Raw genomic sequence first — 15,069 nt, forward strand, 5'->3', positions numbered from 1 at the left:
AACGGCCACCGGCCACCCGGAGGTCCACATCGGCACCGCCGACCGGCCGGGGTACCGCACCGGCACCGGCCACCCGGAGGTCCACGCCGGCACCACCGGCCGGCCGGTGGCGCGGACGGGCGGCCCCGGTCACCCGGAGGACCACACCGGGCCCGCCGGTCGCCCGGCGTCCGGCGCCGACCGTCGCCCGGGTGTCCGCACCGGCGCGCCCACCCGGTGGGCGGCGGCCCGGTCCGATGACGGCCGGCCGGTCCGGGCGGAGGATCACCGCACGGGCCGGGACGACGACCGCCGGGAGGCCGGTGACGAAGCCACCGCCCACCCGTCGGCCCGGCCCGGGGCGTGCCCGCCGCCCGGGCCCGCAGGGCACCCGCCGGCCCGGGGCACGGACCACGGGCCGGCCTCTCCGGGAGGCCTCCGGCCGGCCGGGGACGTACCCGGGGCGCGCCGTGCGGCCCGGCCCGACGAGCACCGGCCGGTTTGGCCGGACACCGGCCGTTCGGTACGGCCCGAGGAGCCCCGGCCGGCCCGTCCGGATGCGGTGCGACCGCCCGCGGGCGGCGAACCGGCCGGGGGCCCGGCCCCGTCCGCCGGCCCGGGCGCGGGCCGCGGGCCCTCGACGAGCACCGCGGCCGGCGCTTCGGCCCGCCCGGCGGAGACCGCTGCCGACCCGGTGGCCACGTCAGGGAGCGGCCGGCCCCGCCCCACGCCGGAGACCGTGCGCCAGGCGCTCCGGGCCGGGGCGGACGTCGCCCGGACGGTGCTCGCGGCCGCGGACGACACCGTTCTGCTCCAGGTGCTCGGCTCCGGCGAGCCCTGGGACGGCCTCGCCGACCGCCGGCGCAGCCGGGTGGTGGACGAACTGGTGTCGCGCGGCGGTCGGCGGCTTCCGGAGACGGCGGAGAAACTGGCCCACGAGGTGCTGCGTTCGCTGCTCTACCTGGACCACGCCGGCGCCGGCCTCCCTCCGGACCGCCCGGACCTCGTCCCGGACCATCCGGAGGCACCCCCGGACCGCTCCGGCCCGCCGGCCGCCGGTACCGGCCGGGTCCGGGCCGGCGGCCGGAGCCGGGACGGTCACCCGGACGGGGACGGCCACCGGGACGGCCGCCCGGACCGCGGCGCCCACCGGGGCGGCGGCGCCCGGGGAGGCGGTGGCCCTCGGGGCACCTACCGGAACCCGGAGGGCCACCGCCTCCCCGCCGGCCGGGACGGGGAGCGCGGGTGGCGGCCCGTGGCGGGGCCGGCGGACCCCGCCCGCCCGTGGCCGCCGGAGGACTCCCGGATCCGGGACGCCGTCGCGCTGTACGAGGGGCTGGTGCGGCCGTACGCCGAACGCGGCCGGACCCCCGAGCTGCTGGCGACCGCGCTGCCCCGGCTCTGGAACCTTCCCGGGGGCGCCGGCCGCGAGGTGGTGGTCCGCATCGTGGACAGCCCGGGCCCGGCGGGGTTCGGCGAACCCGGCTGGCGGGCCCTCTTCCTCAACCTGGCGGCCCCCGGGCCGTGGGCGCCCTCCGCATGGGACCCCGGGCCCTGGCACCGCGAGCGGGACCTGCCCGGACGGCCGTCCGGGCAGCGGGAGCCCGGAGGGCGGGCCCCGTACGGCGCGGTGCGGTTCCGGACGGCCGGCCGTCCCGAACCGCGGCCCGGCCAGCTCTGGGTGACCGCACTGCTGGCGGTGATCGTGACCGCCGTGGCGCTGATCGTGGTGCTGGCGCTGGGCTGAGCCGCCGGGAGCGGGGAGAGCCCCCGGGCCGGACCGGTGTGACCGCCACCGCGCGTCGGGAGTCTTTCCGTTCCATCCGGGCCCGGGGCGGCCAAGATAGATCCATGGGATTCCATGTCGATTCAGAGGCCGGTCGGCTGCGGCGCGTCATCCTGCACCGCCCCGATCTGGAGCTCAAAAGGCTCACGCCGCGCAACAAGGACGCGCTGCTCTTCGACGACGTGCTCTGGGTGCGGCGGGCGCGGCAGGAGCACGACGGTTTCGCCGACGTGCTCCGCGACCGGGGCGTGGAGGTCCACCTCTTCGGGGACCTGCTCACCGAGAGCCTCGCGGTGCCGCAGGCCCGGTCCCTGGTACTGGACCGGGTCTTCGACGAGCGGGAGTACGGCCCGCTCGCCACCGACCGGCTGCGCGCCGCGTTCGACGAACTCCCCGACACCGAACTGGCCGAGGCGCTGATCGGCGGGATGACCAAGCGGGAGTTCCTGGAGCGGCACCCGGAACCGGTCTCGGTCCGGTTCCACGCCATGGAACCGGACGACTTCCTCGTCAATCCGCTGCCCAACCACCTGTTCACCCGTGACGCCTCGGCCTGGATCTACGACGGGGTGAGCATCAACGCGATGCGCTGGCCCGCCCGCTGGCACGAGACGGTGCACTACGAGGCGGTCTACCGGCACCACCCGCTCTTCGCCGGCGGCGACTTCCGCGTCTGGTGCGAGGGACAGGCGGCGTACCCCTCGACCATAGAGGGCGGTGACCTGCTGGTGATCGGCAACGGCGCGGTACTGGTCGGCATGAGCGAGCGCACCACCCCGCAGGCGGTGGAGATGCTGGCGCGCGGCCTGTTCTCGGCGGGGTCCGCCCGGACCATCGTGGCGCTGGACATGCCCAAGCGGCGGGCGTTCATGCACCTGGACACCGTGATGACGATGGTGGACGGGGACACCTTCACCCAGTACGCCGGGCTGGGGATGCTGCGCTCGTACACCATCGAGCCGGGCGCCGAGGAGCGGGACCTGAAGGTCACCGACCATCCGCCGGAGCACATGCACCGCGCCATCGCCGCGGCGCTGGGGCTGGACTCGGTACGGGTGCTCACCGCCACCCAGGACGTCCGCGCCGCCGAGCGGGAGCAGTGGGACGACGGCTGCAACGTGCTCGCGGTGGAGCCGGGGGTGGTGATCGCCTACGAGCGCAACGTCACCACCAACACCTTCCTGCGGAAACGGGGCATCGAGGTGATCACCATCCCGGGGAGCGAGCTGGGCCGCGGCCGTGGTGGACCGCGCTGTATGAGCTGCCCGGTCGAGCGCGACCCGGTGAGCTGAGCCGGAGCTCACCGGGCCCGACCGGGCCCGGACGGCCGGCGGGCGCCCCGGCGCCGACGGCAATGGCAGGGGAACGCCCCCGGCGCCGACGGCAGGGGCACGCCTCGCCGGGTCCCGGAGGGCCGGGGAGACCCGGCCCCGGAGCGGATCGGGGGAGGCCCGGCCCCGGACGGCACGGGTGCACGCCCGCTTCGGGACCGGGTACGTGCCCCGCTCCGGGCCCCGGGTGCGCGCCCCGCTCCGGGCCCTGGGTACGTGCCCCGCTCCGGGCCCCGGGCGCGCGTCCCGGTCCGGACGGTCCGAGAATGTCGGCGGGGACCGGACGGTCCGAGAATGCGTCTTGGCCCTGGAGGGTCCCGGGGCGCACCGTGGCTCCGGGGGCCCCGGGGCGCACCGTGGCTCCGGGGGCCCCGGGGCGCACCGTGGCTCCGGGGGCCCCGGGGCGTGCTCCGGCGCGTCCCGCGGCCGGCCGCCCCCCGGGCCGGCGCCCGGCGGTCCACACCCCCGCCATACCTATGCAGTCCTTCGTATAGAATTCCAGGAACCGTGCCGACGGAAAGACCGTGCCCATACGCCGACGTGACCTAGGAGCCCGCCATGGCCAACCCCCTTGCCGGCCGCCACTTCCTCAAGGAGCTGGACTTCACCGCCGAGGAGTTCCGTTCCCTGGTGGACCTGGCGGCGGAGCTCAAGGCCGCCAAGCGTGCGGGCTCCGAGGTCCAGCGGCTCCGCGGCAGGAACATCGCCCTGGTCTTCGAGAAGACCTCGACCCGTACCCGCTGCGCGTTCGAGGTGGCCGCCGCCGACCAGGGCGCCGCCACCACCTATCTCGACCCGTCCGGCTCTCAGATGGGACACAAGGAGTCGGTGAAGGACACCGCCCGTGTCCTCGGCCGGATGTTCGACGCCATCGAGTACCGGGGGCACGCCCAGGACGTGCTGGAGGAGCTGGCCTCGTACGCCGGGGTTCCGGTGTACAACGGCCTCACCGACGCCTGGCATCCCACCCAGATGCTCGCCGACGTCCTCACCATGGTGGAGCACGGCAACCGTCCGCCGGAGGGGCTCGCCCTCGCCTACCTCGGCGACGCCCGCTACAACATGGGCAACTCCTACCTGGTCACCGGCGCCCTGCTCGGTATGGACGTGCGCATCGTGGCGCCCCGGCTGCTCTGGCCGGACGACTCGGTCGTCTCGGCCGCCCGGGAGCTGGCCAAGGAGTCCGGAGCGCGAGTGACCCTCACCGACGAGGTGGCGGAAGGGGTCCGCGGGGCCGACTTCCTCGCCACCGACGTCTGGGTCTCCATGGGGGAGCCCAAGGAGGTGTGGGACGAGCGGATCGCGCTGCTCGGCGGGTACGCGGTGACCATGGACGTCCTGCGGGCCACCGGGAACCCCGACGTGAAGTTCCTCCACTGCCTGCCGGCCTTCCACGACCTGGGTACCGCGATCGGCCGGGAGATCCACGAGCGGTACGGGCTGACCGAGATGGAGGTCAGCGACGAGGTCTTCGAATCCGCCCACTCCGTCGTGTTCGACCAGGCCGAGAACCGTATGCACACCATCAAGGCGGTGCTGGTCGCCACCCTGGCCGGCTGACCGGCCGCCGCGAGCCGCCTCGCCGGGGGCGTCGGGGCCGGTCGGCGCGGTGAAACGGCGGGGCGCCGGACGCCCCGGGCACCCTGGCGCCGGCGCCGCTCGGCCCCGCCGCCGCGAGCGGGTCGACGCACCCCGGTACGGGTGGGCCTCGCGCCTCAGTCGGGCGCCGACAGGGTGAACCACACCGCCTTGCCGTGCGGGGTCGTGCGGTAGCCGGAGTCCGCGCTCAGGGTGCGGATGAGCAGCAGGCCGCGCCCGCGTTCCTCCAGCGGGTGCGGCAGGGGATGCGGGTCCTGGACGCCGAGTTCGCCGGGCGGCGCGGGGTCCCGGTCGTGCACCTCGACCTGGAAGCCGCTGGGGAGCAGCTCCACCACCAGCTCGATCGGCTCGTCGCCGTCCGCGTGCTCCACGGCGTTGGCGACCAGCTCCGAGGTGAGGAGTTCCGCGGTGTCACTGTCCGCCGGCGCCGCCAGTGCCGCCAGCACCTCGCGGATCAGGGTGCGCGCCCTGGGCACCGCCTCGGGGGTGTGCGGCAGGGTGAGCCGCCACCGCGTGGCCGCCGGGGCGTCGAGCGGGGGATCGGAATCGGACACGGGCTGTCCCGAAACGTAAGAATCGGCCACTTCCCACGGTACCGAACGCGCTTCCGTCCCACCCGGGCGCGGCCCGCGGCCCGCGCCCCGCGCCCGGGCCCGCCCCGGCCAGGTGTACCACCGCGCGTCCGTCCGGGCCGTGCCCCGCCGCCGCGCGCCCGCCTGCCTGCCGCTCGTGCACCCCCGCCGCCTGCTCGGGGCCGGTTACGGTCGCGCCCCCCGCCCGCCTTATCGCGTACTCGTGACGACAGTCACAACCAAGTGCTAACGTGCCGGAGGGGCGACCACCGGGCGCCCGTCGTGCCGGGAGTCCGGTGCGGCCGGCCCGCCCGCCGGTGCCCTGCACGCCCCGCGCACCGCACGCGGTACCAGGCCTCAGGCGTGGTACCGGCAGTCAGCAGTCAGCCCGCCCGGCCGCTCGCGGCCGAAGGAGGCCGTGCCATGAGTCCCTTCTCCGGATCCGCACCCTCCACCGAGGAGTGGCGGCATCTGCGCCTCACCCTCGACGCCGGGGTCGCCACCGTCACGCTCAACCGACCCGAGAAGCTCAACGCCCTCACCTTCGGCGCCTACGCCGACCTGCGGGACCTGCTCGCCGAACTCTCCCGTGCCCGCGCCGTGCGCGCCCTGGTGCTCGGCGGCGAGGGACGCGGGTTCTGCTCCGGCGGTGACGTCGAGGAGATCATCGGCGCCACCCTCGCCATGGACACCGGCGACCTGCTGGACTTCAACCGGATGACCGGGCAGGTGGTCCGCGCGCTGCGGGAGTGCCCGTTCCCCGTCGTCGCCGCCGTCCACGGGGTCGCGGCCGGAGCGGGAGCGGTGCTCGCCCTCGCCGCCGACTTCCGGGTCGCCGACCCGACCGCGCGCTTCGCCTTCCTCTTCACCAGGGTCGGGCTCTCCGGCGGCGACATGGGCGCCGCCTATCTGCTGCCGCGCGTCGTCGGGCTCGGCCACGCCACCCGGCTGCTGATGCTCGGCGAGCCGGTCGGCGCCGCGGAGGCCGAGCGGATCGGCCTGATCAGCATGGTGGCGGAGGAGGGCGGGGCCGGGCCGGCCGCCGCCGCGCTGGCCCGCCGGCTCGCCGAGGGGCCCGCCCTCGCCCACTCCCGGACCAAGGCGCTGCTCACCGCCGAACTCGACATGCCGCTGTCGGCCGCGGTGGAGCTGGACGCGGCCACCCAGGCGCTGCTGATGAACAGCGCCGACTACGCCGAGTTCCACGCCGCGTTCACCGCCCGGCGCCCGCCGCAGTGGCGGGGGCGGTGACCGGGCCGGCCGCGGCCGGGGTGCGGCGGGTCGCGGTCATCGGCGGCGGCCCCGGCGGGCTCTACGCGGCGGCCCTGCTCAAACGCCTGGACCCGGACCGCGAGATCACCCTCTGGGAACGGAACGCCCCGGACGACACCTTCGGCTTCGGGGTGGTGCTGTCGGACGAGACGCTCGGCGGCATCGAGTACGCCGACCCCGAGGTCCACCGGGCGCTGCGCGCGGAGTACGTCCGCTGGGACGGCATCGACGTGGTGCGGCGCGGCCGGGTCCTCACCTCCGGCGGCCACGGCTTCGCCGCGGTGGGGCGCCGCCGCCTGCTGCGCATCCTCCACGAGCGGTGCCGGTCCCTCGGCGTCCGGCTGCGGTTCGCGACCCCGGCGCCGCCCGCAGCCGAACTGGCCCGCAGCCACGACCTGGTGATCGCCGCCGACGGGGCGGGCAGCCCCACCCGCGCGGCGCACGCCGACGTCTTCCGCCCCCGGGTGGTCACCCACCGCTGCCGCTACATCTGGCTCGCCGTGGACCACCCCTTCGACGCGTTCCGCTTCGAGACCGCCGAGACCGCCTACGGGGTGATGCAGCTGCACGGCTACCCGTACGCCCGCCCGGGGGCGCGGGGGCCGGGGGCCAGCACCGTCATCGTCGAGATGCACCAGGACGTCTGGCGCCGCGCCAGCTTCGACCGGTGCCCGGTGGAGGAGTCCGTCGAGCGGTGCGCCACGGTCTTCGGCACCGCCCTCGGCGGCCGGCCGCTGCGCGGCAACGACAGCTCCCGCTGGACCGCGTTCCGGACCGTCACCACCGGGTGCTGGGCGCACGGCAACACGGTGCTGCTCGGGGACGCCGCGCACACCGCGCACTTCTCCATCGGCTCCGGGACCAAGCTGGCCGTCGAGGACGCCCTCGCCCTCGCCGTCCGCCTGCGGGAACCCGGCGGCGTACGGGAGGCGCTGGCCGCCTACGAGGCCGAGCGCCGCCCCGTGGTGGAGTCCACCCAGCGGGCCGCGGCCGCCAGCCTGCACTGGTTCGAGGACCTGGCCCGCCACCTGCCGCAGCCACCCCGCCGGTTCGCCTTCAACCTGCTCACCCGCAGCCGCCGGGTGACCCACGCCAACCTGCGGCTGCGCGACCCGGACTTCGTGGCCGAGGTCGAGCGGGAGGCCGGGATCGCCCCCGGCACACCGCCCATGTTCACCCCGTTCCCGCTGCGCGGACTCACCCTGCGCAACCGGGTGGTGGTCTCACCGATGGACATGTACTCCGCCCGGGACGGCGTGCCCGGCGACTTCCACCTGGTCCACCTCGGTGCCCGTGCCCTGGGCGGGGCCGGGCTGGTGATGACCGAGATGGTGTGCGTGACCCCCGAGGGCCGGATCACCCCCGGCTGCACCGGCCTGTACACCGACGCCCAGCAGGCCGGGTGGGCCCGCGTCGTGGAGTTCGCCCACGAGCGGTCCCCGGGCGTGGCCGTCGGCGTCCAGCTGGGCCACTCCGGCCGCAAGGGCTCCACCCGGCTGATGTGGGAGGGCATCGACGAGCCCCTGCCGTCCGGCAACTGGCCGCTGGTGGCGCCCTCCGCGCTGCCGTACCGGCCGGGCGTCAGCGCGGTGCCGCGGGCGCTGGACCGGGCGGGGATGACCGAGATCCGGGAGGCGTTCGTGGCCGCCGCCCGGCGCGCCGCCGCGGCCGGGTTCGACCTGCTGGAGCTGCACTGCGCCCACGGCTACCTGCTCTCGGGCTTCCTGTCCCCGCTCACCAACCGGCGCACCGACGCCTACGGCGGCTCGCTCACCGCCCGCCTCCGCTATCCGCTGGAGGTGTTCGACGCGGTGCGCCAGGTCTGGCCCGGGGAGCGGCCGATGACGGTCCGGATCTCGGCGACGGACTGGGCCCCGGGCGGTACCACCGCCGACGACGCGGTCACCGTCGCCGCCGCCTTCCGGGCCCGCGGTGCCGACGCCATCGACGTCTCCACCGGGCAGGTCGTCGCGGACGAGCGGCCCGAGACCGGACGCTCGTACCAGACGCCGTTCGCCGACCGGATACGCAACGAGCTGTGCGTCCCGGTCATCGCGGTCGGCGCCATCTCCTCCTGGGACGACGTGAACACCCTGATCCTGGCCGGCCGGGCGGACCTGTGCGCGCTGGGCCGCCCGCACCTGTACGACCCGCACTGGACGCTGCACGCGGCGGCGGAACAGGACTACCGGGGGCCGGGCGCGCCGTGGCCGGCGCCGTACCGGGCGGGCAGCCGCCGGCCGCCCACCGGCCGGACCGATGCGCCCCGCACCCGGCCGGCCCTGGAGCGCTGACGCCGGCGGCCCGGCCCGCCCCTCAGGCCCGGGCCAGCCCCTCAGGCCCGTACGCCCCCGCCCCGGGACCGGGCACGCCCCGGCCCGGTACCGATCACGCCCCGGCCCCGGCACCGATCACGCACCCCGGCCTCAAGGACCGCGAGACCCGCCGGAACCCCGGACCCGCCGGGTCGTCCGGACCGTCCGGGGCCGCATCCGGGCCGTCCGGGGCGGCATCCGGCGGGCCGTGGCCCGCTATTCCGGGCGGGCGGCGGCACAGGCCAGGGCCACCTCGGCCCACGTCCAGGCCTGGTCCTGCCATTCGGCCCTCTCCGTGCTCCGCTCCTGCCGCCGTGCCGCGTCGAGGGCCCGCCCCACCGCGTGGACGGCGAGCGGGGGCGGGGCCGCGGCAAGGGCCGTGCACGCCTGTGCCACCAGCGCCCACAGACGGGCCCGCGCCCGCGTCACATCGCGTTCCGAGGCCGACCTCAGCCCGTCCACGTTCTCCGCCCATGCGTGGGCACGGCGTGCCGCCTCGGCCGTTTCCAGGGAACAGTCCATGCCAGCCTTCCTGATCCCGGTCCCCGCCGTCCCACGGGAGACACCGGCCCGCGTGTCACGCGCCAACGCCTGGGAGTAATGACCGGGGTTGTGCCGCACCCGGTCACCGGGCGGACGGTACGCCCCCGCGCCCCCGGCAACCGCGTTGTCCCGCGCCCCGCCGTTCCGTGGCCGGCCCGGGCGCCGCGCTCAGGCCCCGGGGTCCGGCAGCTGGGCGGCGACGAACCGGCCGGCGGGGCCCCGCAGCCGTTGGTGCAGGGCGGTGAAGACCTCCGCGGCCCGGCCGCCGGGCCAGTCCCCGGGGAGCAGGGCGGGCGGCAGGCCGGGGTCGGCGTACGGCACGTGGCGCCAGGAGTCCAGGGTCAGCAGGTGGTCGCGGTACGCCTCCTCCGGGTCGTCGGCGCGCTGCCGTGACCAGCGGCGCAGCACCGGCTCATGGGTGGTGAGGAAGCGTTCGTGCAGATCCGCCAGCGCGGCCAGGTCCCACCAGCGGCCGACCACCTCGGAGGTGGGACGGAACCCGGCGTGGGTGCCGCGGAAGAGGTCCACGTAGCGGTCCAGGTCCAGCCGCCGCAGGGTGTGCCGGGTCTCCTCGTAGAGGTGGTCGGGGGCGATCCAGACCCCGGGCGCGGCGGTGCCGAAACCCAGCCGGGCCAGCCGGGAACGGAGCAGGTGCCGTTTTTGGCGCTCGTGTTCCGGCACCGAGAACACCGCCAGCAGCCAGCCCTCCGCCACCTGGTCCGCCGGCCGCCGGTAGATGCGCCGGTCGCCGTCGTCGAGCAGCTGCCGGGCGGCGGCGGACAGGGCGTACCCGGCGGCGCCGCCCGGAGCGCGCCCGGACTCCAGCAGCCCGCGGCGCTTGAGCCGGGAGACGGCCGAGCGCACCGAGGGCGGATCGACGCCGACCGCCCCCAGCAGCCGGATGAGGGCGGCCACCGGCACCGGCCCGGTGGGGCGGTCGGCCGTCCCACGGCCGTAGGCACCGTAGAAGGTGACGATCAGTGAGCGGGGGGCGTGGTGGTCAGTCACGCGCTTACTGTAGAGCGCCGCCCCGCAGCCGGAACCGCTGGAGCTTGCCGGTCGCGGTGCGGGGGAGGGCGTCGAGGAACACGACCTCGCGCGGGCACTTGTACGGGGCGAGCCGGTCGCGGACGAACTCCCGCAGCACCGCCGCGGTCTCCGGGCCGCGCGGCACCCCGGGCCGCACCACCACATGGGCGACCACCACCGACCCCCGCTCGGCGTCCGGCCGGCCGGTGACCGCCGCCTCCAGCAGGTACGGGTGGCGCATCAGGACCTCCTCGACCTCCGGCCCGGCGATCTTGTATCCCGCCGAGACGATCATGTCGTCGGCGCGGGCGAGGTAGCGGAAGTGGCCGTCCGGCTCGCGGACACAGGTGTCCCCGGTCAGGTTCCAGCCGTCCCGCACGTAGTCGCGCTGCCGCTCGTCGGCCAGGTAGCGGCAGCCGGTGGGCCCGCGCACCGCCAGCAGCCCCGGCTCGCCGTCCGGCACCGGCCGCCCCGCGGCGTCCACCACCCGGGCCCGGAATCCGGGCACCGGTCGGCCCACGGTGCCCGGCCGGCTGTCACCGTCCACGGCGGACAGGAAGATGTGCAGCAGTTCGGTCGCCCCGATCCCGTTGACCAGGCGCAGCCCGGTGGCGGCGTACCACTCCCGCCAGGTGGCGGCCGGCAGGTTCTCCCCGGCGGAGACGCAGCGGCGCAGCGTGGAGGTGTCGTACCCGCCGAGCCGGCCGAGCATCGCGCGGTAGGCGGTGGGCGCGGTGAACAGCACCGACACCCGGTGGCGCTGGATGTCGTCCAGCATCCGGGCGGCGCCGCCCCACTCGGCGAGCAGCGCCGAGGCGCCGGCCCGCAGCGGGAAGACGAGCAGGCCGCCGAGGCCGAAGGTGAAGCCCAGCGGCGGGCTGCCGGCGAAGACGTCCTCCGGGCGCGGGCGCAGCAGCCGGGCGGAGAAGGTGTCGGCGACGGCCAGCACGTCCCGGTGGAAGTGCATACAGCCCTTGGGGCGGCCGGTGGTGCCGGAGGTGAACGCGATCAGCGCGACGTCGTCGGCCGAGGTGGGGACCGCCGGGAAGGCGCCCGGCTGGGCCGCGGCCCGGCGCAGCAGGTCGTCCGGCGCGCCGCCGCCGTACACCGCCGGCCGCAGCCCGGGCACCCGGGCCCGGGCCAGCTCCTCCACGCACCGCGCGTCACACACCGCGTGCCGCACCCGGGCGATCTCGCAGACCGCGGCCAGCTCGGCGGCCCGGTGCGAGGCGAGCACGGTGACGGCGACCGCCCCGGCCTTCATCACCGCCAGCCAGCAGGCGGCCAGCCAGGGGGAGGTGGGGCCGCGCAGCAGGACCCGGTTGCCGGGGACCACGCCCATCTCCCGGGTGAGGGTGTGCGCGATGCGGTCCACCCGGCCGCGCAACTCGCCGTAGGTCCACACCTCGCCGTCGCGGGAGCGGAGCGCGGGCCGGTCGGGTCCGTACCGGGCGACCGTGCCGTCCAGCAGCTCGGCCCCGCAGTTGAGCCGGTCCGGGTACACCGGGCCGGGCGGGCCGAGCAGCAGCCGCGGCCACCGGGCGGCGGGCGGCAGGTGGTCCCGGGCGAAGGTGTCGGTGTGAGCCGATGGCCGTAGCTGCATCGTGGTGCGCCTCCTCAGCCTGGCCGGCCGTATGCCTGCCCCGAAGTCGCTCCGTCAGCGTAACGTGTTGGTGACGACGGTCAAGAGATCGCGATAGGGCGGTGGGGTACGCGACGGCGGCCCGGTGGCCGGGCGGCGGGCCCGGCGCCGCCCGGGAGATGGGGAAAGGGGTGTCCGGTGGGGGCTTTCGGACTCGAACCGGAGCAGCGGCGGTGGTGCGCCGAGCTGCGCGAACTGGCGGCCGGACGGCTGCGCCCGCTGGCCGGGGCGGCGGAACCGGGCCGGGTCAACCGGCCGCTGGTGGCCGCGCTCGGTGAACTCGGCCTGCTGGAGCGGCTGCTGCCGCCGGACGGGCCGGTGCGCGCGGTGGACCTGTGCCTGCTGCGCGAATCGCTCGCCACGGAGTGCACCGAGGCGGAGACCGCCCTCGCCCTCCAGGGGCTGGGCGCGTACCCGGTGGTGCTCGCCGGGACCGACCGGCAGCGTGGACGCTGGCTGCCCGGGGTGCGCTCGGGCCGGGTGGTGACCGCCTTCGCGCTCAGCGAGGAGGCGGCCGGCTCCGACGCCGCCGCGCTCACCCTGCGCGCCGAGCCGGACGGCCCGGGCCGGTGGCGGCTGACCGGCGGGAAGTGCTGGATCTCCAACGCCCCGGAGGCCGACCTGTACACCGTCTTCGCGCGGACCACCGAGGGCGCCGGGGCCCGGGGCGTCACCGCGTTCCTGCTCCCGGCCGACCGGCCCGGACTCACCGGCCGGCCGCTGGAGATGCTCGCCCCGCACCCGGTCGGCGCGCTCTCCTTCGACGGGGTGCCGGTCACCGCCGACGATGTGCTGGGCTCCCCGGACGCCGGCTTCGGGGTGGCGATGCGCACCCTCAACCTGCTGCGGCCCAGCGTCGGGGCGTTCGCCGTCGGCATGGCGCAGGCGGCGCTCGACGCGGCGTGCGCGCACGCCGCGGACCGCACCGCGTTCGGCGGGCCGCTGAAGGACCTGCAGGCGGTCGCGCACCAGCTCGCCGAGATGGCCACCCGCACCGAGGCGGCCCGGCTGCTGGTGCTCTCCGCCGCCGCGGCCCTCGACGCCGGCAGCCCCGAGGTGGTGCGGCTGTCCGCGATGGCCAAGCTGCTGGCCACCGAGACCGCCCAGTACGTGGTGGACGCCGCCGTGCAGATCCACGGGGCCCGGGCACTGGTCCGCGGTCACCTGCTGGAACACCTCTACCGCGAGGTGCGCGCGCCGCGGATCTACGAGGGCGCCACCGAGGTCCAGCGGACCATCATCGCCCGGGAGCTGTACCGGTGACGGGCGGGACCGGCGGGACCGGTGGGGTCGACAGGGGCCGGTGGGGTTAGTGGGGTCGACGGGCCTGGTGGGGTCGACGGGGCCTGTGAGACCCATCGGGCCGGTGGGATCGGTGGGACCAACCGGACCGGTGGGGCCGGCGGTGCCGGGGAGGCCGTCTGGCTGGCGCGGATCAACCCCGCCGGGCTCGCTCCTGCCACCGGATTCAGCCACGCCGTGACCGCGTCCGGCGGCCGCCTGGTCTTCCTCGCCGGACAGACCGCCCTGGACGCGACGGGCGCCCTCATCGGCACCACCCTCCCCGAGCAGTTCCGGCGGGCCCTGGACAACCTGCTCGCCGCCCTGCGCGCCTGCGGCGGCACCCCCGCCGACCTGGCCCGGGTCACCGTCTACACCACCGACGTCGCGGACTACCGCGCCCACGCCCGGGAACTGGGGCGGATCTGGCGGGAGTCGGCCGGCCGGGACTACCCGGCGATGGCGGTGATCGGGGTGGTCCGGCTCTGGGACGACACGGCCCTGGTGGAACTGGACGGCATCGCGGTGCTGCCCTGCTGACCGGCCGCGCGCGGCTTCGCCGGTCCCCGGGAGCGGCCGTGCGGTGACCGGTCGCGGAAGCGGTGGGGCGTGTACCTGGTTCACGGAACTCCACAGAAGGCGACGCCGCCGCCGTGTCCGCGGGCGGAGGACGGCCCGCCTCCCCACCCGGAGCCCGCCTCTCCGCCGGGCCGGAGCCCGCCTCTCCGCCGGACCCAAGCCCGCCTCCCCGTCAGTGCCGCCGGCCGTCGAAGGGGTGGTCGGGGCCGGGCACGAACGTCGTCCCGAGGCCGTACCGCGCGATCCCGTAAGGCCGGAAATCGGCATCGGCGAGGACGCGGTGGAGGAACTCGGAGGTGGACATGTCGTACCGGTCCCATGTGCGGCTGTCATGGGACCGCGCGAGGACGGAGTGCTCGCCGGGCCGCTCGGCGTCGATCAGCCAGCAGTACTCGTCGGCCCATTCGGTGGAGCCCCACGCGACCAGCCCCCTGCCGCCCGGCGTGTAGACCCCGAGGCGATCGGGTGCAGCGACGCCCGGGGACCCGGTGTCCCGATCGACCGACAGGGAGACCCGCCACCGTGTCAGGACGTTGAACCAGTCGCCGTCGGCGCGCCCCAGGAAGGCGACCGAATCAGCGAAGGTGCCGCCGCCGAACACCTCGCAGAGCTCCTTGTAGTCCGCCGGCAGCGCGGCTCCCAGCTCACCCTCGATCGCCTCCCAGTCGATGGAGATCCCGAGCGGCTCCCACCCGGTCAGTTCGATCACCCGCTGAACCCACATACGACCATCCTCGTGGGTGTCCGGGTGTCCGGGTGTCCGGGTGTCCGGGTGTCCGGGTGCCCGGGCGCTCGGGGTGTCCGGACACCCGCGGCGGCGGAGGCGGCTACGTGCCCGGAGCGCCGCCGGTCCGGCCAGCGGCCGCCCACCAGGCGAGCACCCGGGCGGCCATCGCGTCGGGCGGTGGACCCGGAGGGCCGAGGCCGAAGTGCTCCTCCAGCTCGCGCCGGAGGAACTCGCCGATCTCGGCCCGGCCGGCGCCATGGTGGAGCCGTCCGAGCAGGGGGGCGAGCATGCAGTCGTACTCGTCGTCCACCAGGTCGGCGACGCCGATCGGGTCCCACGCGTTGAGCAGGGTCCGCAGCTCGCGCTCCGTGGCGGAATTCCACGGTCTCATCGCCCCAGGCTGTCACCCGGCAG

General features: G+C 76.3%; 13 protein-coding genes. 7 read left to right on the forward strand and 6 right to left on the reverse strand.

The features are described from left to right. Nucleotides 1–718 precede the first annotated feature (718 nt). The 3 genes from IHE55_RS22880 to argF all read left to right on the forward strand — a co-directional run bounded on the left by IHE55_RS22880 (nt 719) and on the right by argF (nt 4,656). Nucleotides 719–1,726 carry a hypothetical protein gene (locus IHE55_RS22880; RefSeq protein ID WP_197990738.1) on the forward strand — a complete coding sequence of 336 codons (1,008 nt, stop codon included), beginning with the start codon at nt 719–721 and terminating at the stop codon, nt 1,724–1,726. A gap of 104 nt (nt 1,727–1,830) precedes the next feature. Beyond that, a complete protein-coding gene (locus IHE55_RS22885) occupies nt 1,831–3,057 on the forward strand; it encodes an arginine deiminase (RefSeq protein ID WP_197990739.1) in 1,227 nt (408 codons plus the stop codon). 597 nt (nt 3,058–3,654) lie between these two features. Then, nucleotides 3,655–4,656: an ornithine carbamoyltransferase gene (gene argF, locus IHE55_RS22890; protein ID WP_197990740.1), complete on the forward strand. Its 1,002-nt coding sequence runs from the start codon at nt 3,655–3,657 to the stop codon at nt 4,654–4,656. A gap of 155 nt (nt 4,657–4,811) precedes the next feature. On the opposite strand, the gene IHE55_RS22895 is transcribed toward argF, so the two are convergent. Continuing rightward, complete coding sequence (locus IHE55_RS22895) at nt 4,812–5,249, reverse strand: ATP-binding protein (RefSeq protein WP_197990741.1); 438 nt, start codon at nt 5,247–5,249, stop codon at nt 4,812–4,814. A 441-nt stretch (nt 5,250–5,690) separates the two neighbouring features. Here IHE55_RS22895 and IHE55_RS22900 point away from each other — a divergent pair, with 441 nt between their 5' ends. Together IHE55_RS22900 and IHE55_RS22905 are read left to right on the forward strand one after the other, a co-directional pair. Next, the gene (locus IHE55_RS22900; RefSeq protein ID WP_197990742.1) at nt 5,691–6,518 is read left to right on the forward strand and encodes an enoyl-CoA hydratase family protein; all 828 of its coding nucleotides are present in this window, start codon (nt 5,691–5,693) and stop codon (nt 6,516–6,518) included. Continuing rightward, nucleotides 6,515–8,833 (forward strand): bifunctional salicylyl-CoA 5-hydroxylase/oxidoreductase, encoded by a 2,319-nt coding sequence (locus tag IHE55_RS22905; RefSeq protein ID WP_197990743.1) that lies wholly within the window; start codon nt 6,515–6,517, stop codon nt 8,831–8,833. The genes IHE55_RS22900 and IHE55_RS22905 overlap by 4 nt, the downstream gene beginning before the upstream one ends. 237 nt (nt 8,834–9,070) lie before the next feature. Here IHE55_RS22905 and IHE55_RS22910 read toward each other — a convergent pair whose 3' ends face one another. The 3 genes from IHE55_RS22910 to IHE55_RS22920 form a co-directional block, all read right to left on the reverse strand. Continuing rightward, nucleotides 9,071–9,376, reverse strand: a complete 306-nt coding sequence (locus tag IHE55_RS22910; RefSeq protein ID WP_197990744.1) for an ABC transporter ATPase — start codon at nt 9,374–9,376, stop codon at nt 9,071–9,073. Between the two features lie 189 nt (nt 9,377–9,565). After that, entirely contained in the window at nt 9,566–10,405 is an 840-nt protein-coding gene (locus tag IHE55_RS22915; RefSeq protein WP_197990745.1) for a PaaX family transcriptional regulator, read from the reverse strand. A gap of 4 nt (nt 10,406–10,409) precedes the next feature. Beyond that, on the reverse strand, nt 10,410–12,029 hold the full coding sequence (locus IHE55_RS22920) for an AMP-binding protein (protein WP_197990746.1): 1,620 nt from the start codon (nt 12,027–12,029) through the stop codon (nt 10,410–10,412). 177 nt (nt 12,030–12,206) lie between these two features. Here IHE55_RS22920 and IHE55_RS22925 point away from each other — a divergent pair, with 177 nt between their 5' ends. Then, nucleotides 12,207–13,331 carry an acyl-CoA dehydrogenase family protein gene (locus IHE55_RS22925; RefSeq protein WP_197990747.1) on the forward strand — a complete coding sequence of 375 codons (1,125 nt, stop codon included), beginning with the start codon at nt 12,207–12,209 and terminating at the stop codon, nt 13,329–13,331. A gap of 162 nt (nt 13,332–13,493) precedes the next feature. Then, the gene (locus tag IHE55_RS22930; protein WP_232266719.1) at nt 13,494–13,889 is read left to right on the forward strand and encodes a RidA family protein; all 396 of its coding nucleotides are present in this window, start codon (nt 13,494–13,496) and stop codon (nt 13,887–13,889) included. Between the two features lie 211 nt (nt 13,890–14,100). Here IHE55_RS22930 and IHE55_RS22935 read toward each other — a convergent pair whose 3' ends face one another. After that, nucleotides 14,101–14,652: an SMI1/KNR4 family protein gene (locus IHE55_RS22935; RefSeq protein ID WP_197990748.1), complete on the reverse strand. Its 552-nt coding sequence runs from the start codon at nt 14,650–14,652 to the stop codon at nt 14,101–14,103. Between the two features lie 103 nt (nt 14,653–14,755). Next, complete coding sequence (locus IHE55_RS22940) at nt 14,756–15,046, reverse strand: hypothetical protein (protein ID WP_197990749.1); 291 nt, start codon at nt 15,044–15,046, stop codon at nt 14,756–14,758. Nucleotides 15,047–15,069 lie beyond the last annotated feature (23 nt).

This window comes from Streptomyces pactum (genome assembly GCF_016031615.1).
In the GTDB taxonomy this organism is placed as follows: domain Bacteria; phylum Actinomycetota; class Actinomycetes; order Streptomycetales; family Streptomycetaceae; genus Streptomyces; species Streptomyces pactus.

What these genes read in the sequence shown, in the direction of transcription:
- IHE55_RS22885 (WP_197990739.1), top strand. Translation starts at nt 1,831, where the DNA reads ATGGGATTCCATGTCGATTCAGAGGCCGGTCGGCTGCGGCGCGTCATC.
- IHE55_RS22940 (WP_197990749.1), bottom strand. Translation starts at nt 15,046, where the DNA reads ATGAGACCGTGGAATTCCGCCACGGAGCGCGAGCTGCGGACCCTGCTC.
- IHE55_RS22910 (WP_197990744.1), bottom strand. Translation starts at nt 9,376, where the DNA reads ATGGACTGTTCCCTGGAAACGGCCGAGGCGGCACGCCGTGCCCACGCA.
- IHE55_RS22935 (WP_197990748.1), bottom strand. Translation starts at nt 14,652, where the DNA reads ATGTGGGTTCAGCGGGTGATCGAACTGACCGGGTGGGAGCCGCTCGGG.
- IHE55_RS22920 (WP_197990746.1), bottom strand. Translation starts at nt 12,029, where the DNA reads ATGCAGCTACGGCCATCGGCTCACACCGACACCTTCGCCCGGGACCAC.
- argF (WP_197990740.1), top strand. Translation starts at nt 3,655, where the DNA reads ATGGCCAACCCCCTTGCCGGCCGCCACTTCCTCAAGGAGCTGGACTTC.
- IHE55_RS22900 (WP_197990742.1), top strand. Translation starts at nt 5,691, where the DNA reads ATGAGTCCCTTCTCCGGATCCGCACCCTCCACCGAGGAGTGGCGGCAT.